This window comes from Chitinimonas taiwanensis DSM 18899 (assembly GCF_900119825.1).
In the GTDB taxonomy this organism is placed as follows: Bacteria; Pseudomonadota; Gammaproteobacteria; order Burkholderiales; family Chitinimonadaceae; genus Chitinimonas; species Chitinimonas taiwanensis.
The window spans coordinates 149,859-174,018 of sequence record NZ_FPKR01000003.1; the positions used below are offsets into that span (position 1 = coordinate 149,859).

Annotated in this window: 24 protein-coding genes; 11 read left to right on the plus strand and 13 right to left on the minus strand. The window is 63.2% G+C overall.

The features are described from left to right. Nucleotides 1-15: 15 nt before the first annotated feature. Entirely contained in the window at nucleotides 16-906 is an 891-nt protein-coding gene (locus tag BT173_RS04465) for a helix-turn-helix domain-containing protein (RefSeq protein WP_084658216.1), read from the minus strand. Nucleotides 907-1,025: 119 nt separating this feature from the next. On the opposite strand from BT173_RS04465, the gene BT173_RS04470 reads away from it, so the two are divergent. Next, nucleotides 1,026-2,060, plus strand: a complete 1,035-nt coding sequence (locus BT173_RS04470) for a phytanoyl-CoA dioxygenase family protein (protein ID WP_072427432.1) — start codon at nucleotides 1,026-1,028, stop codon at nucleotides 2,058-2,060. Nucleotides 2,061-2,131: 71 nt separating this feature from the next. Here BT173_RS04470 and BT173_RS04475 read toward each other — a convergent pair whose 3' ends face one another. Continuing rightward, complete coding sequence (locus BT173_RS04475) at nucleotides 2,132-4,408, minus strand: NADP-dependent malic enzyme (protein ID WP_072427433.1); 2,277 nt, start codon at nucleotides 4,406-4,408, stop codon at nucleotides 2,132-2,134. 441 nt (nucleotides 4,409-4,849) lie between these two features. Here BT173_RS04475 and BT173_RS04480 point away from each other — a divergent pair, with 441 nt between their 5' ends. Next, complete coding sequence (locus BT173_RS04480; protein WP_072427434.1) at nucleotides 4,850-6,103, plus strand: hypothetical protein; 1,254 nt, start codon at nucleotides 4,850-4,852, stop codon at nucleotides 6,101-6,103. 118 nt (nucleotides 6,104-6,221) lie between these two features. Here BT173_RS04480 and BT173_RS04485 read toward each other — a convergent pair whose 3' ends face one another. The 3 genes from BT173_RS04485 to BT173_RS04495 all read right to left on the minus strand — a co-directional run bounded on the left by BT173_RS04485 (nucleotide 6,222) and on the right by BT173_RS04495 (nucleotide 9,649). Next, complete coding sequence (locus BT173_RS04485) at nucleotides 6,222-7,862, minus strand: electron transfer flavoprotein-ubiquinone oxidoreductase (protein WP_072427435.1); 1,641 nt, start codon at nucleotides 7,860-7,862, stop codon at nucleotides 6,222-6,224. Between the two features lie 182 nt (nucleotides 7,863-8,044). Further along, a complete protein-coding gene (locus tag BT173_RS04490; protein WP_072427436.1) occupies nucleotides 8,045-8,737 on the minus strand; it encodes a hypothetical protein in 693 nt (230 codons plus the stop codon). Between the two features lie 6 nt (nucleotides 8,738-8,743). Next, nucleotides 8,744-9,649 (minus strand): LysR family transcriptional regulator, encoded by a 906-nt coding sequence (locus BT173_RS04495; RefSeq protein ID WP_072427618.1) that lies wholly within the window; start codon nucleotides 9,647-9,649, stop codon nucleotides 8,744-8,746. 99 nt (nucleotides 9,650-9,748) lie between these two features. Between BT173_RS04495 and BT173_RS04500 the strand changes: the two genes are divergently transcribed. After that, nucleotides 9,749-10,390: a GNAT family N-acetyltransferase gene (locus BT173_RS04500; protein ID WP_072427437.1), complete on the plus strand. Its 642-nt coding sequence runs from the start codon at nucleotides 9,749-9,751 to the stop codon at nucleotides 10,388-10,390. Here BT173_RS04500 and BT173_RS04505 read toward each other — a convergent pair. Both BT173_RS04505 and BT173_RS04510 read right to left on the minus strand, forming a co-directional pair. Beyond that, on the minus strand, nucleotides 10,387-11,274 hold the full coding sequence (locus BT173_RS04505) for a cation diffusion facilitator family transporter (RefSeq protein WP_245794126.1): 888 nt from the start codon (nucleotides 11,272-11,274) through the stop codon (nucleotides 10,387-10,389). The genes BT173_RS04500 and BT173_RS04505 overlap by 4 nt on opposite strands. Before the next feature lie 60 nt (nucleotides 11,275-11,334). Further along, nucleotides 11,335-11,817 carry an Lrp/AsnC family transcriptional regulator gene (locus BT173_RS04510; RefSeq protein WP_072427438.1) on the minus strand — a complete coding sequence of 161 codons (483 nt, stop codon included), beginning with the start codon at nucleotides 11,815-11,817 and terminating at the stop codon, nucleotides 11,335-11,337. Nucleotides 11,818-11,985: 168 nt separating this feature from the next. Between BT173_RS04510 and hppD the strand changes: the two genes are divergently transcribed. The 5 genes from hppD (at nucleotide 11,986) to maiA (ending at nucleotide 16,386) form a co-directional block, all read left to right on the plus strand. After that, nucleotides 11,986-13,065, plus strand: coding sequence for a 4-hydroxyphenylpyruvate dioxygenase (gene hppD / locus BT173_RS04515; RefSeq protein ID WP_072427439.1), 1,080 nt, complete (start codon nucleotides 11,986-11,988; stop codon nucleotides 13,063-13,065). Nucleotides 13,066-13,262: 197 nt separating this feature from the next. Beyond that, entirely contained in the window at nucleotides 13,263-13,802 is a 540-nt protein-coding gene (locus BT173_RS04520) for a VOC family protein (RefSeq protein WP_072427440.1), read from the plus strand. Nucleotides 13,803-13,807: 5 nt separating this feature from the next. After that, nucleotides 13,808-14,707 (plus strand): phenylalanine 4-monooxygenase, encoded by a 900-nt coding sequence (gene phhA / locus BT173_RS04525; protein ID WP_072427441.1) that lies wholly within the window; start codon nucleotides 13,808-13,810, stop codon nucleotides 14,705-14,707. A gap of 47 nt (nucleotides 14,708-14,754) precedes the next feature. Beyond that, entirely contained in the window at nucleotides 14,755-15,735 is a 981-nt protein-coding gene (locus BT173_RS04530) for a fumarylacetoacetate hydrolase family protein (protein ID WP_072427442.1), read from the plus strand. A gap of 3 nt (nucleotides 15,736-15,738) precedes the next feature. Next, nucleotides 15,739-16,386, plus strand: a complete 648-nt coding sequence (maiA, locus tag BT173_RS04535) for a maleylacetoacetate isomerase (protein ID WP_072427443.1) — start codon at nucleotides 15,739-15,741, stop codon at nucleotides 16,384-16,386. A 229-nt stretch (nucleotides 16,387-16,615) separates the two neighbouring features. On the opposite strand, the gene clsB is transcribed toward maiA, so the two are convergent. From clsB to BT173_RS04560, 5 genes are all read right to left on the minus strand, one after another. Then, nucleotides 16,616-17,806, minus strand: coding sequence for a cardiolipin synthase ClsB (gene clsB, locus BT173_RS04540; RefSeq protein WP_217651400.1), 1,191 nt, complete (start codon nucleotides 17,804-17,806; stop codon nucleotides 16,616-16,618). A 27-nt stretch (nucleotides 17,807-17,833) separates the two neighbouring features. Further along, nucleotides 17,834-18,661 carry an endonuclease/exonuclease/phosphatase family protein gene (locus BT173_RS04545; protein ID WP_072427445.1) on the minus strand — a complete coding sequence of 276 codons (828 nt, stop codon included), beginning with the start codon at nucleotides 18,659-18,661 and terminating at the stop codon, nucleotides 17,834-17,836. A gap of 95 nt (nucleotides 18,662-18,756) precedes the next feature. Then, on the minus strand, nucleotides 18,757-19,362 hold the full coding sequence (locus BT173_RS04550; protein WP_072427446.1) for a hypothetical protein: 606 nt from the start codon (nucleotides 19,360-19,362) through the stop codon (nucleotides 18,757-18,759). A gap of 146 nt (nucleotides 19,363-19,508) precedes the next feature. Beyond that, complete coding sequence (gene nudB / locus BT173_RS04555; protein WP_072427447.1) at nucleotides 19,509-19,991, minus strand: dihydroneopterin triphosphate diphosphatase; 483 nt, start codon at nucleotides 19,989-19,991, stop codon at nucleotides 19,509-19,511. A gap of 100 nt (nucleotides 19,992-20,091) precedes the next feature. Next, nucleotides 20,092-20,859, minus strand: coding sequence for a sulfite exporter TauE/SafE family protein (locus BT173_RS04560; protein WP_072427448.1), 768 nt, complete (start codon nucleotides 20,857-20,859; stop codon nucleotides 20,092-20,094). Nucleotides 20,860-21,068: 209 nt separating this feature from the next. Here BT173_RS04560 and BT173_RS04565 point away from each other — a divergent pair, with 209 nt between their 5' ends. Next, the gene (locus BT173_RS04565) at nucleotides 21,069-22,436 is read left to right on the plus strand and encodes a porin (RefSeq protein ID WP_072427449.1); all 1,368 of its coding nucleotides are present in this window, start codon (nucleotides 21,069-21,071) and stop codon (nucleotides 22,434-22,436) included. 58 nt (nucleotides 22,437-22,494) lie between these two features. Here the strand turns inward: BT173_RS04565 and BT173_RS04570 are convergent, their stop codons facing one another. Then, on the minus strand, nucleotides 22,495-22,923 hold the full coding sequence (locus BT173_RS04570; RefSeq protein WP_245794127.1) for a DUF2147 domain-containing protein: 429 nt from the start codon (nucleotides 22,921-22,923) through the stop codon (nucleotides 22,495-22,497). 217 nt (nucleotides 22,924-23,140) lie between these two features. Between BT173_RS04570 and BT173_RS04575 the strand changes: the two genes are divergently transcribed. Both BT173_RS04575 and BT173_RS04580 read left to right on the plus strand, forming a co-directional pair. Next, nucleotides 23,141-23,410, plus strand: coding sequence for an FmdB family zinc ribbon protein (locus tag BT173_RS04575; protein WP_072427451.1), 270 nt, complete (start codon nucleotides 23,141-23,143; stop codon nucleotides 23,408-23,410). Between the two features lie 33 nt (nucleotides 23,411-23,443). Continuing rightward, complete coding sequence (locus BT173_RS04580; RefSeq protein ID WP_072427452.1) at nucleotides 23,444-24,085, plus strand: DUF502 domain-containing protein; 642 nt, start codon at nucleotides 23,444-23,446, stop codon at nucleotides 24,083-24,085. The last annotated feature ends 75 nt before the right edge of the window (nucleotides 24,086-24,160 follow it).

The window sequence follows — 24,160 nt, forward strand, 5'->3', positions numbered from 1 at the left end:
TGGGCCGTGTCCGCATTATGGCAGGCCAGCGCGCGCCTTCATCGCTTCTTGTGCGCGCGGATAGCGTGCGCGCAAGGCGCTCGGGGTCAGCTGCTTGCTGGCCAGGAACTGGCGGTTGAAATGGGCAAGGTTGCGATAGCCGACCTCGCTGGCAATCACGCCTATTGGTTTATCGGTCTGGATCAGCAGCTGGCAGGCATGGCCGATGCGCAGCTGGCTTAAATAGCTGAGCACGCTATGGCCGGTGTGGCGTTTGAAAAAGCGCTGGAAGGCGCCGAGCGACAGCGCCGCCAGTGCAGCCAGGGCCGGCAGATCGGGCGGCTCGGCGAAATGGCGGTGCAGATGGGCGAGCACCCGGTCCAGCCTTTGGCGGCTGGCATCGCCACCGCTTTGCGGCAGCTGGCTGCTAATCGGCGCGGCGTTGAGGTCCTGGGCCAGGATCAGCAGCGCTTCGAGCAGCAGCGGGATGCGTTCGGCCGCGCTGCGCGTCTGCAGGCCGAGCAAGTGTGGCTGGGCGCGTGCCGCTGCTGCGGCCGAGAAGGCCAATCCGCGCCCGCCTTGCTGAAGCAGGCGCCGCAGCGGTGCCAGCTCGGGCAGCTGGGCCACTAGGCCTTCCAGCCAGCTCGGCGTGAACCAGACCACCACGGCCAGCATGGGCTGGCTCGGATCGGGGCGCTCGCTGGCTGCCCAGGTATGGGGCAGATTGGGGCCGACCAGGACCAGATCGCCCGGCGCGAAGTCGGCCAGTTGCTCGCCGATATAACGCTGGCCGCGCGCATTCAGGGTCAGCGTCAGCTCGAACTCGGGGTGGTAGTGCCAGATGAAGGGTATCTCGGGCAGCTCGCGCCAGAGCAAGGCCCAGGATTGACCGGCCTCGATACTTACATGCTCGAATAGTGGGCGCATGGCGACGCAGCTTTGGATGCAGAACGTCAGAATCGTATCAATCATCGACAGGGAAGGCGAAATCGCCCGCACCCTGGCTGGGCAGAATGGCCACACCCCTTCTGTTCAGGAGCAAGACGATGAATGACCGTTACCGCTATGGCGATGCCCGTCCCGGCAACCCCACCGTGGCCTACACCGAACGCCCCCAGCTGCGCGATATCCGCAAGACCCTGCCGCTGCGCGTGCTGAGTGAGGCTGACTTCGCGCATTGGCAGCGCTATGGCTATGTGATCGTCAAGCAGGCGGTGCCCAGCGAGCAGGTGCGGCGCACAGTCGACTTCCTGTGGGCATTCCAGCAGCTCGACCCGGCGCGGCCCGAGCAATGGGACCAGCCCGAGCTGCGCAGCCATGCGATGGCCGAGCTCAATGGCTCGGGCATGGTCGAGGCCTACCAGAACCAGACCCTGTGGGATAACCGGCAGAGCCGGCGCGTGTATGAGGCCTTCGTCGATATCTGGGACGAGACCGCGCTCTGGGTGACCATAGACCGCGCCAATCTGAATACCCCGAACCGCGGTGCGCGCCGCTTTGGCGGCTTTATTCACTGGGATGCCGATACCACGCTGGACCCATTGCCGGTCAATGTGCAGGGCGTGCTGGCGCTGTCCGATACGCGCGAGGAAAGCGGCGGCTTCCAGTGCATACCCGAACTGTTCGAGCACTTTGCCGCCTGGCGTGCCCAGGCCCCGCAAGATCGCAACCCCTGGCGGCCTGATCTCGACACCCCGGGCGCCGTGCCCTGGCCGCCGCGCTTCATTCCCATGCAGGCCGGCGATCTGTTGATCTTCAACAGCCTGCTGGCGCATGGCATCAAACCCAATCTATCGGCGGACGGCGTGCGCCTTGCGCAGTACATCAGCTTTACCCCGGCAGATGAGGCCAATCAGGCGCTGCGCCGCCAGCGCGTGCAGTCCTGGTATCGGCGTGAGGCCGCACAAGGCCATGCCTTTCCGGGCGACCCGCGCCGCTGGGAGCAGACCCGCTATCCGCGTGCAGCCTTGAGCGATCTGGGCGAACGCATCTTGGGCCTGCGTAACTGGGGCGATGGCGCGCGCGCTTTCGATCCGGCCAGCGAATTCGATGCCGAGCCTGTCTCAACGCAGGGTGCCTAGTGAAAGGGATAGGGGGTAAAAGCAGAACGCCCCGCTAGGCGGGGCGTTCCGGGGGCGAATCGACCGAAGTCTTAGCGCTGACTGACTTCCACTGCAGCCAAGGCCGTCATATTGACGATGCGGCGTACCGAGGCGGTCGGGGTCAGGATGTGCACGGGCTTGGCCACGCCGAGCAGCATCGGGCCGATGGTCACGCCATCGGCTGCGCTGGCCTTGAGCAGATTGAAGGCGATATTGGCGGCATCCAGGGTCGGCATGACCAGGATGTTCGCGTCGCCGGTCAGGGTCGAATCCGGCATCACCATCTGGCGAATGCTGCCCGACAACGCGGCATCACCATGCATCTCGCCGTCCACTTCCAGATCGGGTGCCTGCTCGCGCAGGATGGCCAGCGCGTCGCGCATCTTCAGCGAGGTGGGCGAGTCGACCGAACCGAAGCTCGAGTGCGACAGCAGCGCCACCTTGGGCACGATGCCGAAGTTGCGCACGCTTTGCGCGGCCATCAGGGTGATCTCGGCAATCTGCTCGGCAGTCGGGTTCTGGTTCACATAGGTATCAGTGATGAACACATTGCCCTTGGGCAGAATCAGCGCATTCATGGCCGCATAGGTATGCGTACCTTCCTGGCGGCCGATGGTCTGGCAGACGAAGTCGAGGTGATCCTGATAGTGACCGTAAGTACCGCAGACCATCGCATCGGCCTCGCCGCGGCGCATCATCAGCGCACCAATCAGCGTGGTCTTGCGACGTACTTCACGCTTGGCGAACTCCTGGCTCACGCCATGACGCTTGCGCAGCTGGTAGTACTCGTTCCAGTACTCGCGGTAGCGCGGGTCGTTCTCGTTATTGACCAGCTCGAAATCCACGCCCGGACGGATACGCAGACCCAGCTTCTCGATACGCATATCGATGACGCTGGGGCGACCGATCAGGATGGGCTGCGCGAGCTTCTGATCGACGATTTCCTGCACCGCATGCAGCACGCGCTCGTCCTCGCCCTCGGCATACACCACGCGTGCCTTGGCCTTCTTGGCGGCGCTGAACACCGGCTTCATGAACAGATTCGACTTGTAGACGAATTGCAGCAGCGATTCGTGGTAGGCCGTCATATCCGCGATCGGGCGGGTAGCCACGCCGGAATCCATGGCCGCCTGGGCCACAGCCGGGGCGATCTTGACGATCAGGCGCGGGTCGAAAGGCTTGGGAATGATGTAGTCCGGGCCGAACTTCAGCGACTCGCCGCTATAGGCATCGGCCACCACGTCCGACTGCTCCGCCATGGCGAGGTCGGCAATCGCGCGCACGCAAGCGAGCTTCATCTCGTCATTGATGGTCGAGGCGCCCACATCGAGCGCGCCGCGGAAGATGAAGGGGAAGCACAGGACGTTGTTTACCTGGTTGGGGAAGTCGGAGCGGCCGGTGCAGATGATGGCGTCGGGGCGCGCTTCCTTGGCCAGCGGCGGCAGGATTTCCGGCTCGGGGTTGGCCAGAGCCAGGATCAGCGGGTGAGCGGCCATGCTGCGCACCATGTCCTGCGACACCAGCTTGGGACCGGACAGGCCGAGGAAGATATCGGCACCGACCATCGCATCCTTCAGGGTGCGGAACTCGGTTTCCTGCGCATAGCGCTTCTTCGATTCGTCCAGCTTATCCCAGTCCTCGCGTGCGGTATGCACCACGCCTTTCGAGTCGCAGGCGATGATGTTCTCGGGCTTCATGCCCAGTTGCACCAGCAGGTTCAGGCAGGCGATGGCGGCCGCGCCGGCACCCGAAACCACCAGGCGTACGCGCGCGATGTCCTTGTCGACGATGCGCAGGCCGTTCAGCACGGCGGCGGCGGTGATGATGGCGGTGCCATGCTGGTCATCGTGGAAGACCGGAATCTTCATCCGCTCGCGGCACTTTTGCTCCACATAGAAGCACTCGGGTGCCTTGATGTCTTCCAGGTTCACCCCGCCGAAGGTCGGTTCCAGCGCGCAGATGATGTCGACCAGCTTGTCCGGGTCGTTCTCGTCCACTTCGATATCAAACACGTCGATACCGGCGAACTTCTTGAACAGCACACCCTTGCCTTCCATGACCGGCTTGCCGGCCAGGGGGCCGATATTGCCAAGGCCAAGCACGGCGGTGCCGTTGGAGATCACGGCCACCAGATTGCCGCGCGCGGTGTACTTATAGGCGTTGAGCGGGTCTTCGACGATGGCATCGCAGGCGGCAGCAACACCGGGCGAATAGGCGAGGGCGAGGTCACGCTGGCTGGCCAGCGGTTTGGTCGGGGCAACCTGAATCTTGCCGGGACGCGGAAACTGGTGGTACTCGAGTGCGCTCTTGCGCAGTTCTTCATCCATCTCAAACTCCAACATCGGTCTTGGTAGGGTTAGCTCGCGATTATAGGCTCGCGTCGCTTGGGCGTCCGAGCGGGAAATCCCCAGCCGGCACGTGCTGGCCGCAGCGCTTGGCCGCGGCATCATGCCAAATCATTGTTTCACAGGATGAAATTGAACGGTCCCTCGGTTTTCCGCAGATGTAGTCGTTCTTAGCTACTTACCAAAATGTTCTAAGCGCGCGGCTGCGTTGCAACCAAAGCGTATCGCCCCGGGTCTGTTACAACTTTGTAAGTAGAATTTAGCCATTGCCAGCGTGACGCGAGCGGAAATTGCTTGCGCTGGCCCTGCCAAGGCAGGGAGACTACGGCCCCGCCATGAATCGATAAGCTGGCGAGACATATGCGTTTGTATCTGCCTGTTGCCATGCCTTATTGCTGGTTTGTTTCTAAAAGGAAATTCGCGGTGCAGCACACCCTGTTCAAGACACTGCTTAAGCTGGTGTTGATTCTTCCTCTATTCCTGTTGAGCGCCTGCCTGACCAAGGATGCGCCGGGTGATGCACCGAAGAACTTCGTGGTCACGCCGGGCGATGGCCGCGTGACCATTACCTGGGATGACGATCCTGGCCTCACCTACTGGGTGTTCAGCGCACGTGCCAGCAAGATCACCCCGGACGATTACGCGAGTTTCCCCGAAGCGCGCCTGCTCTGGCCGGTGCGTTCGGGCCTGGTGATCACCGGCCTGACCAATGGGCAGACCTATGCCTTCACCATCAATGCCACGCGCGACGGTAGCCCGGCCAGCCCGGCTGCGCCGTCGGTGGCTGTGGTGCCGCGCCTGGCGGGCGATAGCTGGGTGGCGGGTGGTACGGCCGGCAGCAATCATCTGAACGAGGCCTTGAACCTGAGCGGCCTGATCGTGGCCGTTGGCGACGCCGGCGCGCTGTACACCACGGTGCTGGGTGATACCTGGACGGCGCGCGTATCGGGCAGCACGGTCAATCTGCGCAGTGCGCTGTATGACGGCGCGCGCCTCTTGGTGGTGGGCGACAATGGTACGGCCAGGATGAGTACCGATTTCCTGGCTACCGCGCCGACCTGGAAGAGCACCAATACCGGCACCGCCGTACGTCTGAACAGCGTGATGCTGTCCGGATCGACCTATGTGGCAGTAGGTGCCAATGGCACCATCCTGACCGGCGTCGGCGCGACCGATACCACCACCACGCCGAACACCGCCACCATCACCTGGACGGCACGCACCTCGGGCACCACGGCAAATTTGAACAAGGTGGCCTACCAGAATGGCAAGTTTATTGCCCTGGGTGACGCGGGTACCATCCTGACCAGCCCGGACGCCATTACCTGGACCGCGCAAGTGAGCGGCAGCACCGCCAATCTGCGCGATATCGCCGGTGTGCTGGTCAACGATGTGGCCAGCTATGTGGTGGTCGGCAGTGCCGGCACCATCCTGCGCTCGGCGGATTTGACCACCTGGGTTGCCGAGGCCAGTGGCAGCACGGCTGACCTGAACGCGATTGCGCTGGGCAGCCGGCTGATGATTGCCGGGGCAGGCGGTACGCTGCTGTATGGCACGGGCAATAGCAGCTGGACGGTGAAGAGCACCGGCCTGGCGGGTGATGTCTACGACCTGGTGCGCGCGGACGGTGGTTATATCGCCATCGGCGCCAATGGCAGCAATAGCCGCGCATTCTGATCCACACCCGTGGGCATGAAAAAGCACCGCTACGGCGGTGCTTTTTTTGTGCCCAACTGATCCGATGGGGGCAAGAAAAAACCGCGCCCATGGGCGCGGTTTTTCAGGCGGCTGACGCTTACATATTCGGGTAGTTCGGGCCGCCACCGCCCTCGGGCACCACCCAGTTGATGTTCTGACTGGGGTCCTTGATATCGCAGGTCTTGCAGTGCACGCAGTTCTGCGCATTGATCTGCAGGCGCGGCTGGTTTTCCTCCAGGCCCACATATTCATACACGCCAGCCGGGCAGAAACGCTGCTCGGGGCCGGCATACACGGCCCAGTTCAGCTTCACCGGCACGCTGGCATCCTTGAGCGTCAGATGGCTGGGCTGGTCTTCCTCGTGGTTGGTATTCGAGATGAATACCGAGCTCAGTTTGTCGAAACTGATCTTGCCATCGGGCTTGGGGTAGGCAATCGGCGTGCACTCGTCGGCCGGTTTCAGGTATTCATGGTCGGCCTTCTTGTGTTTGAAGGTCCACGGCAGACGGATGCCGAGTGAATGGCACCACATATCGAAGCCGCCATAGGCCGTACCGGCCCACAGGCCGAACTTGCTCAGCGCCGGCTTCACATTGCGCACCTTGTCGAGGTCGTCCCACACCCAGGACTGGCGCAGTGCGGCATCGTAGCTACTCAGCTCGTCATGGCCGTTGCGACCGGCGGAGATCGCCTCGAACGCCGCCTCGGCAGCCAGCATGCCGCTCTTCATCGCGTTATGGCTGCCCTTGATACGCGGCACGTTCACGAAGCCGGCCGAACAGCCGATCAGCGCGCCGCCCGGGAAGACCAGCTTGGGAATCGACTGCAGACCGCCCTCATTGATCGCGCGCGCACCATAGGCAATACGCTTGCCGCCTTCGAAGGTGGCGCGGATGGCCGGGTGGGTCTTGAAGCGCTGGAATTCGTCGTAGGGGCTCAGGTGCGGGTTTTCGTAGTTCAGATGCACCACGAAGCCGACCACCACCTGGTGATCGTCGAGGTGATACAGGAAGGAGCCGCCGCCGGTCTTGGCGTCGAGCGGCCAGCCCTGCGAATGCATGACGAGGCCTGGCTGATGTTTGCTCGGTTCGACCTTCCACAATTCCTTGATGCCGATGCCGAATTTCTGCGGGTCCACGCCATCGCGCAGGTCGAAGCGCGCCTGGATTTCCTTGGCCAGCGAGCCACGCACGCCTTCGGCAATCAGCGTGTACTTGGCGTGCAGTTCCATGCCACGCGCGTATTCGGGCTTGTGGCTGCCATCCTTGGCCACGCCCATATCGCCGGTGGCCACACCCTTGACCGAACCATCGTCGTGGTAGAGCACCTCGGCAGCGGCAAAGCCTGGATAGATTTCCACCCCGAGCGCCTCGGCCTGCTGGGCCAGCCAGCGGCACACATTGCCAAGGCTGACGATGTAGTTGCCGTGGTTATTCATCAGCGGCGGCAGGAGGAAGTTCGGGATGCGATAACTGTCGTCTGCTTCCAACACCAGGAACTTGTCTTCCGTTACCGGCACGTTCAGCGGCGCGCCGCGTTCCTGCCAGTCGGGGAATAGCTCGTTCATGGCAATCGGGTCGATCACCGCGCCGGACAGGATGTGCGCGCCGACTTCCGAACCCTTTTCCAGCACGCAGACACTGATCTCGGCGCCTTTCTCGGCCGCCTGTTGCTTGAGGCGTATCGCGGCGCTCAGGCCCGCCGGGCCGGCACCGACGATCACCACGTCGTATTCCATGAATTCGCGTTCCACGGGGTTGGTCCTCGCTATTGTTGTTGGCGCCGGGAGCGCCTCGGGAAGAAAAATCGCCTAATGATGCGGGAGGGGCTGGGGTACGTCAAAAAATCAAGCGCTTGCTTTAATTGTTGGCCGACCTCAAAACGATGAGTCGGTGCAAGGATGTATTGGCTCTGCGGGGCCTATGCCAGTGCGTCTTGCGTCTTCAGCAGCTTGTGCAAGGCCGCGGCGTCGAATACCTCAATATTGCGGCCCTCCTGCTCGGCCACCTTGAGTACGGCGCGACAGAAGCGCTCGGGGGTGAAGGGTGTCACGCTCTGCGGCAGCATCATGCGGAACTGGCCTAGGTAAGCGCGTTTGAATCCAGCCCAGAAGCCATCGCTTGCCGTGCTGCGCGGCATTTCGGTCGGCAGCAGGATGCAAATCCGCTGGAAGGGCATGGCGGCGAGCGCCAGCGTGGTATCGGCGCCGCCGTAGAAATGAATGAATTGCGACATCTGCTCGTGCGCCGCCAGCGGGCAGACCAGGAACAGGCGGTCGGCGCCCGCTGCGGCTGCCGCACGCGCGAGCGGTTCCACCATTGCCTGCGTCAACCCATGCACGCCGACATCGCGACCGGAATGCAGCCGGTCGGCAAACAGGACCAGGAACACATCGCGCACGGCTGGCGCACAAAGCCCGGCAATGGCGTTGGGGCTGAGCTGCTGCTCGTCCACATGCCAGTCGGCAAAGTGGCGCGAGCTGGTTTCCATGGGCTGATTGGTCAGTAAATGCACCTTGCCATAGCGCCCGCTGCTCAGGAGTGCATTGATCAAGGCTTCGCCGGTGCGGCCGGTGGCGCCGGCGATCAGGGCTTCGGGCAGTGCAGATGACATGGGTACTCAGTGCGCAGACAGGCGGGATCGCCATACTGCCCCGATTTCGCGCGCGCTGGCGAGCAGAAGCTCGCGCGTGGAGTCTGGCCGCTTGCCGACGCGGTAGGCCATCATGATCTCCCAGCGCCAGTCGGGCAGATCGCTAATCGGTAGCGCGACCAGTTCGCCACGATCCAGCTCATCCAGCGCGGCAATGCGCGGCATGAAGACAATGAAACCATGCTTGCGTGCCAGGTCGCAGGCGGTGGTGGCCGGCTGATTGGTATGCAGGGGCAGCGGCGCGCGCCGGTGCTGGCGCAACAGGCGAATCAAGTCCTCCACATCCGGCCCCCACCACTGCGGGGAGACACGCGCATCGGCCAGATCGGCCAGGCAGAGCGGCCCGACTTGCGCGAGCGGATGGTCGGCGGCGGCCAGGGCCAGGATGGGCGAATCGGCCAGCACCTCAAGCTGGATGCCATTGATGGTGGGGCGGTTCAGCACGAAGGCCAGCTTGAGGCGCCCGCTCAGCACGCGCTCCATCAGCTCGGGCGAGTGGTCGGTATGGCAGAACAGCTCGAGTGGCGCCTCGGCCAGTGCTGCAAGCAGTGGGGCGAACACCAGCGAGGCCAGCGAGGGCGGGCAACCCACGCGTGCTTCAGGCAGGGCTGGCGCGCCCTGAATCAGGCGCCGGCCATTGTCGAGCTCGGCCAGCGCACGCTTGACCGAGTCCAGATAGCCCAGGCAGGCGGCGGTCGCCACCGCACCACGCCGGTGGCGCTGGAACAGCTGGGTACCCAGGCTCGCTTCCAGCTGGGCAATGCGCTGGCTGACCTGGGGCTGTGACCAGCCCCGTGCCGCGGCCGCCTGGCTGAAGCTACCGCGCTCGGCCACATCGCAGAGCAGTTCGAGATCGCTGATCAGTAGAGACATAAACAATACTTATAAAAAGTATAAGTAACTATCGTATTCCTGAATGTCTGGCGCGGCTAGACAATGCGCAGGTCCCTAGTCCTGTCGCAAGGAATCGTCATGAACCAGCAGCCATCGCCCGTTCACGTCCGCCTCACCGCGCGTCTATGCCTGCGTGCGCCGACTGCGGCCGATCTGGATGCGCTGTTCGAAATCTATGCCGACCCGGCCACCCAGCGCTTCAACCCGGCTGGCCCGCTGGCCAGTCGTGAGGCAGCCGGGCATCTGCTGTGGCGCTGGCAGCTGCATTGGGCCCAGCATGGCTTTGGCATGTGGGTAGTGTGCCGGCGCGAGGCACCCGAGCAGGTGTTGGGCTTTGGTGGACTGTCCTGGCGCGAGTATGGCGATACGCGCCGGCTGAACCTGGGTTTTCGCCTGCGCCCGGCGGCCTGGGGGCAGGGGCTGGCCACCGAGCTGGGCCAGGCCGCACTGGCGCTGGCTTTCGAGGAACTCGATCAGGCGGCGGTTTACGCCCTGGTGCGCCCCGACAATCTGCCCTCGCGCAAGACCCTGGCCAAGCTGGGTCTGCAGCCGGTGGGTGAGTTGCAGGATTTCCCCTGGCTATCGCCCAGCAGCGTGTACTGCCTGGCGCGTGCCAGCCAGCAACTGCCGGTGGCCATGTCTAGCGCACCCGCGCTGGCGATCAACGCGGCCCAACGCGTTGCCCGCCCGCAGACGGTGCGCAGTAAGCAGCTGGCCTAGTCCGCAGCCGGCTCGGCTGGTTCCACATGGATGCTGATCTGGCAGCGCGGCAGGCGCGCGTGGATGGCGGCCTCGAGCTGGTCACACAGGCTGTGGCTGTCTGCCACGCTTAGCGTGCCGGGTACGCTGAGTTTGAAATCCACGAAACGTTGATTGCCTGACTTGCGCGTGCGCAGCGCACTGGTCTGCGCGCTGGCGGGCAGGCTGGCCTGCAGGGCCGCGGCGATTTCGGCCAGCTCGGCATCGGGCAAGGCGCTGTCCATCAGCCCATCGGCCGAGCGGCGCAGAAGCTGGGCGCCGATGCGCAAGATATTCACTGCGACCAGCATAGCGATCAGCGGGTCGAGGAAATACCAGGTGGGCGGCAGCCAGAGTAGCAGGCCCAGCGCAATCGCCACCCCCAGCGAGGTCCATACATCCGAGAGCAGGTGATGGGCGTCAGCCTCCAGCGCGATGCTGTCGTGGCGCTTGGCATAGCGCAGCAGCAGCAGCGCGGTGGCCGCATTGACGGCGGTGGCCAACATGGAGATGACGATGCCCCAGCCGATGCGCTCTATTGGCATCGGATCGAGCAGCTTGTGAATACTCTCGTACACGATGCTCAGCGCCGCGATGATGATCAGCGCGCCTTCGAAACCGCTGGAGAAATACTCGGCCTTCTCATGGCCCCAGGGGTGGTCGCGGTCGGCCGGCTTCGCGGCGATGCTGAGCGCGATCAGGCCGGCAATCGCGGCAGCCAGGTTGACGAAGGATTCCAGGGCGTCCGAGTACAGGCTGACCGAACCGGTCAGCTCATAGGCCAGGAATTTCAGGCTCAGTGTGATGCAGGCTGCGGCAATCGACAGCATGGCCATATGGCGGGGGGTGATGCGGCTGGCAGACATAGAGGGCTCTCGAAACAAGGGGCAGAGGCTAGACCGGTTGGCTGAAGCGGCACTTAAGCCTCAGCTGCGTCCACCCACCAGGTGAGCCAGCGGCAGGGCAGTGGTCTGCTTGATCGCCTGCAGCACAAAGCTGGACTTCACATCTACCACGCCTGGATGCGGCAGCAAGGTGTCCATCACGAAGCGCGAGAAGTGCGCGAGGTCTTCGAACACCACGCGCAGCAGATAATCCATTTCGCCAGCCATGGCATGGCAGCTGACCACCTCGGGCCAGGCCTGCACCGCTTCGGCGAACGTGGCGAACTGGCGCTCACGCTTGTCCAGCATCACCCGCACGAAGGCTTCCAGACCCAGACCGATCTTGGCCGGCTCCAAGAGCGCCACGTAGCGACCAATCACCCCCTCCTGCTCGAGACGCTTCAGCCGGCGCAGGGTGGGCGAGGGCGATAGATTGATCGCCTCGGCCAGTTCCAGATTGCTGAGGCGGCCATCTTGCTGCAGCACGGAGAGGATTTTCAGGTCGATCTTGTCCAGCTCGATCATTTTTATGCTCTGTTTGTAAGCTTATTGGCATTTTATGCCAATGCTGCGCTGCTCCAAGCAGGAATTTGCAAGCACATTGCGCAAGCAAATTCGTATGCTCTCGCTGCCGGATCACCTGGCGCGCAAACAAGCGCAGACCAACCCCACCTATGGATAGAGGACAGCAGCATGGCGGATCTTTTTGAAAACCCGATGGGCCTGATGGGCTTTGAATTCGTCGAATTCGCCTCGCCCACGCCCAATGTGCTGGAGCCGCTGTTCGAGAAGATGGGTTTCACGCTGGTGGCGCGCCATCGCTCCAAGGATGTGCTGCTGTACCGCCAGGGCGGCATCAATTTCATCGTCAACCGCGAACCCAAGAGCGTGGCCGGCTATTTTGCCGCCGAGCACGGCCCCTCGGCTTGCGGTCTGGCTTTCCGCGTCAAGGATTCACACAAGGCCTATGAAAAGGCGCTGGAACTGGGTGCCCAGCCTATCGACATCCCCACCGGGCCGATGGAACTCAAGCTGCCGGCCATCAAGGGTATTGGCGGTGCACCGCTCTACCTGATCGACCGCTTCGAGGAAGGCCGCTCGATCTACGATATCGACTTCGAATTCATCGACGGCGTTGACCGCCACCCGCTTGGTCATGGCTTCAAGGTGGTCGACCACCTGACCCACAATGTCTACCGCGGCCGCATGAAGTTCTGGGCCGACTATTACGAGCGCCTGTTCAACTTCCGCGAGATCCGCTACTTCGATATCAAGGGCGAATACACCGGCCTGACCTCCAAGGCCATGACCGCGCCGGACGGCCAGATCCGCATCCCGCTCAACGAGGAATCGTCCAAGGGTGCGGGCCAGATCGAGGAATTCCTGATGAAGTTCAACGGTGAGGGCATCCAGCATATCGCCCTGTTCACCGATGACCTGATCGGCAGCATCGACAAGTTGCGCGCCGCCGGCATTCCGCTGATGACCGCGCCGCGCGACACCTACTATGAAATGCTTGAAGAGCGCCTGCCTGGCCATGGCGAGAATGTGGCGGCACTGCAAACGCGCGGCATTCTGCTCGATGGCAGTACCGCCGATGGCAGCAAGCGCCTCTTGCTGCAGATCTTCTCGGAAACCGTGCTCGGCCCGGTGTTCTTCGAATTCATCCAGCGCAAGGGCGACGATGGTTTTGGCGAGGGAAATTTCAAAGCCCTGTTCGAATCGCTCGAACGAGACCAGATCCGTCGGGGTGTGCTGAAGGCCGAGGCCTAAGCCATGGTTGCACTACCTCCGTCCGAGCGTCAGCGAGGCTCCCTCCAAGACCGTGCAACTTGGACTGCCGTCGCGGCGGCGAGGGCGGGGGAGTGGAATCGATCAGTAAACAGACGCTCAAACAGGGATGCTGATGCGCGCCCGGCTTTGCCGGGCGGTGAGCGGATGTTTCAGACCAGTTGTTGTTGGGAGTTGCAATGAAAATCGACCGCATCCACCACGTGGCTTATCGCTGCAAGGACGCCAAGGAAACCGTGCTCTGGTATCAGAAGATGCTGAAGATGGATTTCGTGCTGGCCATCGCTGAGGACTTCGTGCCCTCGACCAAGGCGCCGGATCCCTATATGCATATCTTTCTGGATGCCGGTCAGGGCAATGTACTGGCCTTCTTCGAACTGCCCACCCAGCCCGAGATGGGGCGCGACCCGAATACCCCGGCCTGGGTCCAGCACATCGCCTTCAAGGTGAAAGACCGGGACGAACTGCTCGAATTCCGCGCCCATCTCGAAGCCAATGGCGTGGATGTGCTGGGCGTGACTGACCACGGCGCTTTCCATTCGATCTATTTCTTCGATCCGAATGGCCACCGTCTGGAACTGGCTTGCCCGGATCCGCAGGAAGCGGCCATGCTGGAAAAGCTCGACGCGGTGAAGTGGGACATGCTGGAAGAATGGTCGCGCACCAAGCGTGCGCCCAAGCATGCAGCCTTTCTGCATGAGCGTGAATTTCAGGGGTAGTGGTCATGAATGCCAATGCGGCAAGCGCAAGCACCGACAAGGTCAAGCACGGCCTGGCCGCGGCAGATGCCGCGCCACCCAGCCCGGACTGGACCATAGACCAGGGTTGGGCCAACTACACGGCCGAGGAGCATGCGGTCTGGAAGACACTATTCGAGCGCCAGACCAAGCTCTTGGCAGGCCGCGCCTGCGATGCCTTCGTGGCCGGCATGCGCGATTTGCCGATGGGGCCGGATGAGATTCCAGACTTTCGCAAGCTGTCGGCCGTGCTGATGCAACAGACTGGCTGGCAGGTGGTGGCCGTGCCGGGCCTGGTGCCGGACGAGGTGTTCTTCGAGCACTTGGCCAATCGCCGCTTCCCGGCCGGGAACTTCATCCGCAAGCCGCACGAGCTCGATTATCTGGAAGAGCCGGATGTGTTCCACGATGTATTCGGCCATGTGCCGATGCTGATGAACCCGGTGTTCGCCGACTATATCCAGGCTTATGGCGCGGGTGGTTTGAAGGCGCACCGGCAGGGCATGCTGAAGAATCTGGCCCGCGTGTACTGGTATACGGTTGAGTTCGGCTTGGTGCAGCAGGCCGATGGCCTGCGCATCTATGGGGCCGGCATCGCCTCGTCCTATACCGAAAGCATTTTCTGCCTCGACGATGCCTCGCCGAACCGCATCCGTTTCGAACTCGAGCGGGTGATGCGCACCAACTACCGCATCGATGACTTCCAGGAAGTGTATTTCGTGCTGAACAATCTGGAAGAGCTGCTCGAGCTCGACCGCATCGACTTCAGCCCCATCTATGCGCGCATCCAGGCCCAGCCCGAGCTGCAGCCGGGCGATGTGCTCGATACCGACCAGGTATTGCACCGCGGTACCGCCGCCTACCATAGCGCCAAACGACACGCCTAATCACACTGCGCCGCCAGCGGCGCCAGGCTTAAGAACAGGAAGACAGTATGAAACTCGCCTCACTCAAACACGGCCGCGATGGCCGTCTGGTGGTCGTCAGCCGCGATCTGAGCCGCTGCATTGCCGTGCCGCAGATCGCCGCCACCCTGCAGGCCGCGCTCGACGATTGGGCCAATGTGGTCATCCACCTGCGCGATATCAGCGATGCGCTCAATGCCGGCCAGTTGGCCGATGCCCTGCCGTTTGACCCGGCTGACTGCGCTGCGCCGCTGCCGCGTGCCTATCAGTGGGTCGATGGCTCGGCCTATCTGAACCATGTTGAGCTGGTGCGCAAGGCGCGCAATGCCGAGATGCCGCCGTCTTTCTATACCGATCCGCTCATGTATCAGGGCGGCTCGGACGATCTGCAGGGCGCGCGTGACCCAATCACGATCCGTGACGAAGCCTGGGGCACCGATCTGGAAGCTGAAGTGGCGGTGATCACCGACGATGTGCCGATCGGAACCACGGCCGCGGAGGCGCACAAGCATATTCGCCTGCTGATGCTGGTCAACGATGTGAGCCTGCGCGGCCTGATCCCGAACGAGCTGGCCAAGGGTTTTGGCTTCGTGCTGTCCAAGCCAGCCAGCGCCTTCAGCCCGGTGGCCGTGACGCCGGACGAATTGGAAGGCGATTGGCGCGAGGGCAAGCTGCACCTTCCGCTGCGCACCTGGATCAATGGCGAGTGGTTTGGTGAGCCGAATGCCGGCGAGGAAATGACCTTCAGCCATGCCGACCTGATCGCCCACCTGGCGACCACGCGCAAGCTGGGCGCCGGCTCCATCGTCGGTTCCGGCACCATCTCGAACAAGGACCGCAAGCGTGGCTTCTGCTGCATTGCCGAGGTGCGCATGATTGAAACTATCGAGCAGGGCAAGCCGGCCACCCCTTTCCTCAAGCACGGCGACACGGTGAAGATCGATATGTGGGACCAGGCTGGGCGTTCGATCTTCGGCAGCATCGAACAGACGGTTCAGCTGGTGAAGTAAGCGATGCGCACGCTCTATACCTATTTCCGTTCCTCGGCCGCTTGGCGCGTACGCATTGCGCTTGCGCACAAGGGCCTGCCTTACGAGGCGGCGCCCATCCACCTGTTGCGCGATGGTGGCGAGCAGAAGTCGGCGCGCTATCTGGCGCTGAATCCGCAAGGTCTGGTGCCTGCACTGGCCGACGGGGCGCAGGTATTAAGCCAGTCGCTGGCGATCTGCGAATACCTCGATGAGCGCTATCCGGACACGCCGGCGCTGCTGCCGGCCGATCTGCTCGAGCGCGCCAAGGTGCGCGCGCTTGCCTATGCGATCGCCTGCGATATCCATCCGATCAATAATCTGCGCGTGCTGCAGTATCTGAAGGGCAAGCTTGGCCACAGTCAGGACGAAGTGGACGAGTGGTACCTGCACTGGATACGCACCGGCTTCGTGGGCCTGGAAGCCGAATTGGCCCGCCTTGGTAGCCAGCGCTTCTGCGTGGGCGAGGCGGTCAGCCTGGCTGACATCTGCCTCGTGCCGCAGGTGTTCAATGCGCGCCGCTTCCAGCTCGATCTGAGCCCGTTTCCGCATATCGTGGCGGTGGATGCCGCGCTGAGCGGGCTGGCGGCGTTTGCCGATACCCACCCTTCTTGGCAGCCGGATACCGAATAGCGGCTGCTTGCTTGGTAGCGAGGTGGATTTGTTAAAATTAACAATTCCTTATTGAATGATTTACCCGGCTTCGCGCCGGGCCGCCTTGCCACCATGTCCTCTCTCGTCGCTCCTGCCCATCCCGCCTGCCATCTTCCTGCCGAGGACGAACTGTTACGGCGTATCGAAGTCCTGCTCGAGGAGTTGGATCAGGCCATCCTGGCCGTGCAGGCCGAGCGCGACATCCAGACTATTCGCGATACTCACGCTGGCCATAGCCGGTAAGCCCGAGCAGACCGCGTACCAGCTGATAGGCGAGCCAGGGCAGCGCGCGCTGCCACCAGCGAGCCTGCATGACGCGCTGCGGCGGCACCGGCTCGGCATCGCGATCGATATGCAGCTGGATATCGCGCCGCAACGCGCTGGCCAGGGTCTTGTCCAGCGCGACGATATTCGCCTCGCGCGCGGTCAGCAGGCTGAAGGGGTCGATATTCGACGAGCCGACGGTCAGCCATTCGCCATCTACCACCGCCACCTTGGCATGCATAAAGCCCGCCGTGTACTCATGGATTTCCATCCCGGCCGCCAGTAACGGCCGATACAGCACACGGGTGGCGTAATGCAGCAGCGCATGGTCGATGCGCCCCTGCAGCAGGATCACCACGCGCACGCCGCGCTTGGCGGCCGCCAGCAGCGCATGGCGCAGGCTGATGCCGGGCAGGAAATAGGCGTTTGCCAGCACGATTTCCTGATGCGCTGCCTCGATCGCCTCGATATAGGCGGTCTCGATCGCTCGCCGATGGCGCAGATTGTCGCGCCGCACCAGGCGCGCGCGCACCGTGCCCTGCGGCTTGGGTTCGCCGCGCAAGCTGGGCAGCTTGTGCCATTCGCTCTTGAGTTGCGACCAGCAGGTATGCCGCCATTGGCCGGCCGCCACCGCATGCAGCTGGCTGAGCAGCGGGCCTTGTACACGCAGCGCATAGTCGTAGCGCGGCGCCAGCGCCGGGCCGTCGTGGTCGTTGAGGATATTGATGCCGCCGACAAAGCCGACCTCACCATCCACCACCGCCAGCTTGCGATGCATGCGGCGCAGGCGTTGGCGATTGAGTGAGAGCGGCGAGTACTCGGGGCGGAAGAACAGGAGGCGCACCCCGGCGCGTGCCAGGCTTAGCTGCAACCTGTCGGGCAGATCGCGCGCGCCGAAGCCGTCCAAGAGCAGCTGCACGCGCACCCCGCGCCGCGCCGCGCGCATCAGCGCGGCCGAGACCTGCCGACCGGTGCTATCCGGCTTGTACAGATAGCTTTCCAGGAACACCTCATGGCGGGCCGCGCGAATGGCGGCCAGCAGGGCCGGGAAATACTCGGCGCCGTTGCGCAGCAGGGTGAGCTGGTTGCCATTACGCCAGGGCATGCGGTTCCACGCACCCTGTGGGGTGGGCAAGGTCGTTCATAGCAGGGCGGGTGAGCATCAGGCGCTGCCGCTGCGTCGGCGCAGCTCGGGCTGTGCCCAGTCGTCCGGCAGCCGTGCTGGCGCCAAGCTGGGCGGGGGATCGAGGCGTACGGTGGCGGTCAGCGGCGCATGGTCGCTGAGCCGGCCCCAGTCGCGCCCGGAATGGGTCTCGGCATGCTCGACATGCAGGCCGCGCAGATAGATGCGGTCCAGCGTCAGCACGGGCAGGCGCGCTGGAAAGGTAGCCGCCAGGCGGCCATGCAGGCTCTGAAACGCCTCGCGTAGATCAAGGCCTTCGCGCAGCACCGCGCAGGCTTCACGCTGCCAGTCATTGAAGTCACCGGCCACGATCAGCGGCTCATGCTGCGGGATTTGGCTGCGTGCGTAATCGATCAGGGTCTGCAGCTGTTGGCGGCGGTCGCCGGCGCGCAGATTCAGGTGCACACACAGCGCATGCAGCGGCGTTTCACGCCCAGGCAGGGCGATCACGCTGTGCAGCAGGCCGCGCCGCTCGAGCTTGCTCAGGCTCACGTCCTGGTTATGCCAGCGCAGTATCGGGTGGCGGCTGAGCAGGGCATTGCCATGGTGGCCGAGCCGGTACTCGGCATTGCGGCCATACACATGGTGCAGCTGCTCGTCGGCGAGGAAAGCATGCTGGGGCGAATCCGGCCAGTCGAGATGCCGGCCGGCGCGCTTCAGGTGCTCGCCCTGCACCTCCTGCAAGAACACCAAGTCCGCAGTCAGCCCGCCCAGCGCATGCTTGATATCGGGCAGCACATGCCGGCGATTGAAGGCCGACATGCCCTTATGGATGTTGTAGGTGGCGATCTTGATGGTGGCGTCCATGTTGGACCGAGCGGCTAAAGTGAGTCGGCGTACTAACTTCCATTCTAGTTTGACCCGGCCGCTCGTGTGCAGCCCGTGCGCCTGCAGCCCCCGCCTTACAAGCCGGTCTGTACGCCTAGGTAGAGGCCGTGGTTGCACAGCGTCTTGCACACCTGGCCCTGCAGGCCGACGTAGACCGACCAGGGTTGCTGGCTGCTCTGCCGGCTTGGGCCCAGGTGCAATAACAGTTCATAGGGTAGGGTGGTGCGGCGTTGACGGGTTTCCTCGCGCTGGATCAGTGCGCCCTGAGAACTACGTACTTCGACCACGCTGCGTGCACTGAGTGTGCCGATCCCAAGCCCATACGAGAACCAGGATAGCGGCCTCGCGCGGTAGAGCAGATTGATGCCGCTCAAGTCCTCGGTCTTTTGTTCGCAGCGCGAGGACAGCGAGCAGTTGATGACGGCGGCCACGGTTGAGCCGAGCTCGGCGCTCAGATTGCTGTAGCGGCGTGCTTGCAGCAGCACGGCGCCTTCGCCGAACTGATAGCCGAGACCAAGCCCAACTGCCGGTCCCCCATCGTCGCTGTGTTCGTTCAGATAGGCGCCGGCGCTCACTTCCGCATGCAACTGGTGCCAATCGAAGGAAGGGCTGGTCGGTACTTCGGCCAGGACCAGGGACGATAGGCAGGCTGCCAGCAGGCTTTGTGTCAGTAACTGCATTAGGGGATTCCTCCGCGATAGATTCAGGACATGCCCTCTCGGTGGGGCTTGCGGCCTGTGTTGTAGCGGGTTCGGGGAGGAATCGGCCAGTTATTCCGGCCTTTGGGTGACTTGTCTAGGCATGAGCGTCGTTTTTTCGCGACGCTTCAGGCGCGCCCCTGTGCTTGCAGATGGGCACCGAACTTCTCGGCCATCTCTGGCAGGAGGCGCAGGGCTTCGGCGTTCGACGGCGAGAACACCGCCTCGGCGGCCACGGCCGCATCGCGCCACAACCAATGGGTGTGCTCGCGCGGCGACAGCACCGGCTCAAAGCGTTCGGGCACCAAGAGGCCGAACACATGCTCGGTGTTCTGGGTGACGCCCGGCGCATAGCGATGCCGCCACACCTCATAAATCTCGTACTCGCTGCTCAGTCCCCAGTCCTGCAATTCAAAGCGCTCGGCATCGATGCCCAGCTCTTCCTTCAGCTCGCGCACCGCAGTCTGGCGTGGGGTTTCGCCGTCTTCCAGGCTGCCGGTCACCGATTGCCAGGCGTGCTGCACATCGGCGCGCTCGATGATCAGCGCTTCGAGCTGCGGGGTGTAGACCACTACCAGCACCGATTCCGGGCGCTTGTACTGTGCTTTCATGCTCTGTCCTTGCTGGAATGGCGGCCTAATTGGCCGCAGGGCCGCATTCTAAACCGGGCGGTGCTGGCTCGGCAGAAGATGCCGTTTGTAGGGCGCGCCCTCAGAGCAGGCCTTGTACGGTATCCCAGGCCAGCTTGGCGATCAGCAGGCTGACCAGACCGATGAACAGGCGGCGGATCAGGCTGGTGCCGCCCCGCATGGCCAGGCGGGCACCCAACACCGCGCCAGCGATATTGGCTGCGGCCATCGGCACGGCGTATTGGTAGAGCACATGCCCGGTGGGGATGAAGAAACTCAGCGCGGCCAGATTGGTGGACAGATTGACTACTTTGGCGGCGCTGGAGGCGCGCAGAAAGTCGAAGCCGAAGAAGCGGATGAACAGGAAGATCAGGAAGCTGCCGGTGCCCGGGCCGAACAGGCCATCATAGAAACCGATGGCGCCGCCGATGGCGAGGGCCACGATCAACTCGCGTCGGCCGATATGGGCCGGGCGGTGCAGCGCGCCGAAATCCTTCTTCTTCAGCGTGTAGCCGAGCATGAACAGCAGCAAGCCGAGCACCAATGGGCGCATCCATTCCTTGGGGATGTAGCTGACCGCCATTGCGCCGACAAAGGAAAAGGCAAACGCGGTCAGCGCAGCCGGTAGCACCAGCTTCCAGGCGATATCAATCTGGCGTGCATAGCGCCAGCTGGCTACCGCGGTGCCGAAAACCGAGCTGAATTTATTGGTGCCGAACAGGGTGGCCGGGGTCTGCTGCGGCAGCACCGCAAACAGACCGGGCACCTGCACCAGGCCGCCCCCGCCCACGGCAGCGTCGATCAGGCCCGCCGAAAAGGCAATCAGCACTAAGGTAAAGATGTCGAGCATGGTGGGGGCTGCAAGGCGGAGACGAAGCTAGGCATCTTGCCGGGCGACGCCCGGCGCGGCAATGCTGGAAAGCCGCGCTCAGCGCGGCAAGCGAGCAACTGCTAGACAGAATTCGCCCGCAAAATCAGATTTTGGCTATATTGCGCGCCCAGCGAAGCAGGCTGGCCTGCGCCTAGAAAAATCGCGCCAAGTGTTACTGGGGGAGTCGTATGCATCGCTTCAAGCCAATGGCGGCGGCCATGGCACTGTTGTCGGCCCAATCGGCCTGGGCCCAGCTCAGCTTGTATGGCGATCTGCGCATTGGCCTTGCCAGCATCGACTTCGAGAGCCGCGGTGGGCGCATGCTGCTGGTGGATACCGCCAGCGCCTATATCGGCCTGCGCGGCGTTGAGGCGCTGGATGAGGGGCGGCAGCTGTTTTTCGATCTGCAGCAGTATGTCTGCCTGGATGGCGGGCAGAAGGTAGCTACCGATTGCGCCGCACCGCGCGATGGCTTCGCCAACCGCGCCGGCTGGCTGGGCCTGCGCGGCCAGTGGGGCGAGCTGCGCCTCGGACGTGGTCATACCCCCTATGAAGAGCTGACCGACCGCTACGATCCTTCCACCGGCCTGGGCACCGGCGTGGCGGTGCGTAATGAAACCGTGTTGCCGCGCTATGCGCGCCTCGAGCCGGCCCATGCCGTGCCGCTGGTGGCGGCGTTTGGCGCAGCAGTCGCCGCCCAATATGGCCAGCCGGCCGCCGAGCAGGCGATGGCGGGTGTGAATGCCGCGTTGCAGGCCACGGCCAGTGGCGTGCGCACGGCCACCATGCTGCCGGCGCTGGCGCGCATGCTGGAAGCGCCCATCCAGTTCGATAATGCCGTGCGCTACGACTGGGGCCAGCTCGAGCAGGGCTGGCATGGGGCGGCCATGCTGGGGCTGGATGAGAACCAGACCGAGGGCCAGGCACAGACGCGGCGCTTCTCCGGCAATCTTGGCTATCACAACGGTCTGCAGCGGCCTGGTCAGCTACGCATCGACCTTGCCTATGACTACACGCGTCATTGCCATATCGCTGCGAATAGCTTGCGCGGCCAGATCGCGGCTGGTCTGCAGGCTACCGAGCAGCAGCTGGAGGCGGGCCTGTTGGCCAGCGGCATGCCGGCACCGTTGGCGGGTGGCATCCGCCGCGCGCTGTTCACACCCACCGTCTACTACCCCTATGTGGCCGCCGCGCGCTCGCGTACCGACAATCTGATGCTAGCGACCTCCTATGTGCTGCCGTTTGGGCGCATCAATCTGATGGCCGGGCACTACCGCTATCTGCCCGAAGGGGAGGCGACGGCACGCCGGCGTAGCTGGTCGGCCAGCTGGGAGGCTGGCACCTCGCAATGGGGGGCCTTCATCGGCTACCGCGATACCGGCAGCCTAAAGGTGGCAGGCGTCAATCAGCACGATGGCGACCATAAATTGGCCATCGGTTACGAGCGCTATCTGAGCCGCCGCACCAAGCTCATCAGCGAGGCATTTGCGCTGCGCCTGGAAGACCGCATCAAGCCATCGCGCGGCTATGTGCTGGGTGTCTCGCACCGCTTCTAGGCCGGCCGTGCAGTAAAAAGCCCGCCATGGGGCGGGCTGGATAGAGCAGGGCGGCTGATTACTCGCGCAACCAGGTCTGGGTGCGGCCGAGCAGGGCAAAGCCCATGAAGCCGCGCACCTTGAGTTGGCGTCCGCCCTCGGCCAAGCTCATCTTCACGCTATAGATATCGCCGCTATTGGGGTCGAGGATCTTGCCGCCGCCCCATTCCTCGCCCTTGCGCTTCACGCCCCAGATGATCTCCATCCCGAGCAGTGGCTTGTTCTGCTTGTCGCCTTTGCAGGCAGAGCACACGGTTTCCTTGGGTTCGAACAGGCGGCTCAGTTTGCCGCGCAGCTCGCCATTCTCTTCCCAGATCTGGATGATGGCCTCGGTCTTGCCAGTCTTGTCGCTGATATTCTTCCAGTTGCCGACCGGGCTCAGGCTGTCGGCATAGGCCGTGCCGACAGACAGGATCAGGCCGGCGGCCAGGGCGCTGAGCATGCGCATGGTTGATCTCCTCATTGGCGTTGTTTTGAGCAAGCGCTCAGCCTAAGCGGCCGCCGCGCCGCCCGTCAAACGCGCGTCGGCAGGCTGTTGCAAGCTTGTTCGGGTGACCCCATATCACGCATGCTGCGCTGCATTGAAGAGCAGCACAGCCAACACGGCGCTGCGTTATAATGCGCGGCTTTGATTGGACTTTTCCTGATTCTGGAGGGAAGCGGCAATGCCGATCTACGATTTCCAATGTTCCGAATGCGGCCATCGCGCCGATGTGCTGCGCAAGATTTCCGACCCGGCGCTGACCGCCTGCCCGGTCTGCGGCAAGGACAGCTTTGCCAAGCAGGTATCGGCAGCCGGCTTTCAGCTTAAGGGTTCGGGTTGGTACGCCACCGATTTTAAGTGCGGCGGCGCCAGCAGCACCTCGGTCAGCAAGCCGGCCGACACCACCGCCGCACCGGCCTGTGGCTCGGGTAACTGCGGTCACAGCCATTAAGCCCCATCATCTGAAGCAAGAGAAAGCCACCGCATGAAGCGCTATTTCGTTACCGGCCTGCTGATCTGGGTGCCGCTCGGCATCACCCTGTGGGTGATCAGCACGCTGGTGGGCGCCATGGACGGCATCCTGCTGCTGCTGCCCGAGGGCAGCCGGCCGCGTGACCTGCTCGGCATCAACATCCCCGGCCTCGGTGTGATCGGCGTGGTGCTGATCGTGCTGCTGACCGGTTTCCTGACCGCGAATATCCTTGGTCAGCGCCTGGTCAAGTTCTGGGAAGACATCCTGAACCGCATCCCGGTGGTGAAGTCCATCTATGGCTCGGTCAAGCAGGTGTCCGACACGGTGCTGTCCGATTCGGGTAATGCGTTTCGCAAGGCCTTGCTGGTGCGTTTTCCGCACAATGAGGCCTGGACGGTGGCTTTCCTGACCGGTACGCCGGCCAATGAAATTGCCAAGCAGCTCGATGGCGAGCATGTCTCGGTCTATGTGCCGACCACGCCCAACCCGACTTCCGGCTATTTCATCGTGGTCAAGAAGTCCGAGACGATAGAGCTTGATATGAGCGTGGATGAGGCACTCAAATACGTGATCTCAATGGGTGTGGTATCGCCAACGCCCAAGCTGGCGGCCCTGTTGCGGCCCGATCCGGCCAATCCGAATCTACCGGGTTAAGCGTGGCAGCACGCTTAGCCCGTTAAATCCTTACCCCATTCCGGCTTATTTCCGCCCCACGAGGGCGTACTCCCT

Coding starts and splice junctions, on each gene's coding strand:
- BT173_RS04465 (WP_084658216.1), bottom strand. CDS start 906: ATGCGCCCACTATTCGAGCATGTAAGTATCGAGGCCGGTCAATCCTGG.
- BT173_RS04470 (WP_072427432.1), top strand. CDS start 1,026: ATGAATGACCGTTACCGCTATGGCGATGCCCGTCCCGGCAACCCCACC.
- BT173_RS04475 (WP_072427433.1), bottom strand. CDS start 4,408: ATGGATGAAGAACTGCGCAAGAGCGCACTCGAGTACCACCAGTTTCCG.
- BT173_RS04485 (WP_072427435.1), bottom strand. CDS start 7,862: ATGGAATACGACGTGGTGATCGTCGGTGCCGGCCCGGCGGGCCTGAGC.
- BT173_RS04490 (WP_072427436.1), bottom strand. CDS start 8,737: ATGTCATCTGCACTGCCCGAAGCCCTGATCGCCGGCGCCACCGGCCGC.
- BT173_RS04495 (WP_072427618.1), bottom strand. CDS start 9,649: ATGTCTCTACTGATCAGCGATCTCGAACTGCTCTGCGATGTGGCCGAG.
- BT173_RS04500 (WP_072427437.1), top strand. CDS start 9,749: ATGAACCAGCAGCCATCGCCCGTTCACGTCCGCCTCACCGCGCGTCTA.
- BT173_RS04505 (WP_245794126.1), bottom strand. CDS start 11,274: ATGTCTGCCAGCCGCATCACCCCCCGCCATATGGCCATGCTGTCGATT.
- BT173_RS04510 (WP_072427438.1), bottom strand. CDS start 11,817: ATGATCGAGCTGGACAAGATCGACCTGAAAATCCTCTCCGTGCTGCAG.
- hppD (WP_072427439.1), top strand. CDS start 11,986: ATGGCGGATCTTTTTGAAAACCCGATGGGCCTGATGGGCTTTGAATTC.
- BT173_RS04520 (WP_072427440.1), top strand. CDS start 13,263: ATGAAAATCGACCGCATCCACCACGTGGCTTATCGCTGCAAGGACGCC.
- phhA (WP_072427441.1), top strand. CDS start 13,808: ATGAATGCCAATGCGGCAAGCGCAAGCACCGACAAGGTCAAGCACGGC.
- BT173_RS04530 (WP_072427442.1), top strand. CDS start 14,755: ATGAAACTCGCCTCACTCAAACACGGCCGCGATGGCCGTCTGGTGGTC.
- maiA (WP_072427443.1), top strand. CDS start 15,739: ATGCGCACGCTCTATACCTATTTCCGTTCCTCGGCCGCTTGGCGCGTA.
- BT173_RS04545 (WP_072427445.1), bottom strand. CDS start 18,661: ATGGACGCCACCATCAAGATCGCCACCTACAACATCCATAAGGGCATG.
- BT173_RS04550 (WP_072427446.1), bottom strand. CDS start 19,362: ATGCAGTTACTGACACAAAGCCTGCTGGCAGCCTGCCTATCGTCCCTG.
- nudB (WP_072427447.1), bottom strand. CDS start 19,991: ATGAAAGCACAGTACAAGCGCCCGGAATCGGTGCTGGTAGTGGTCTAC.
- BT173_RS04560 (WP_072427448.1), bottom strand. CDS start 20,859: ATGCTCGACATCTTTACCTTAGTGCTGATTGCCTTTTCGGCGGGCCTG.
- BT173_RS04565 (WP_072427449.1), top strand. CDS start 21,069: ATGCATCGCTTCAAGCCAATGGCGGCGGCCATGGCACTGTTGTCGGCC.
- BT173_RS04570 (WP_245794127.1), bottom strand. CDS start 22,923: ATGCGCATGCTCAGCGCCCTGGCCGCCGGCCTGATCCTGTCTGTCGGC.
- BT173_RS04575 (WP_072427451.1), top strand. CDS start 23,141: ATGCCGATCTACGATTTCCAATGTTCCGAATGCGGCCATCGCGCCGAT.
- BT173_RS04580 (WP_072427452.1), top strand. CDS start 23,444: ATGAAGCGCTATTTCGTTACCGGCCTGCTGATCTGGGTGCCGCTCGGC.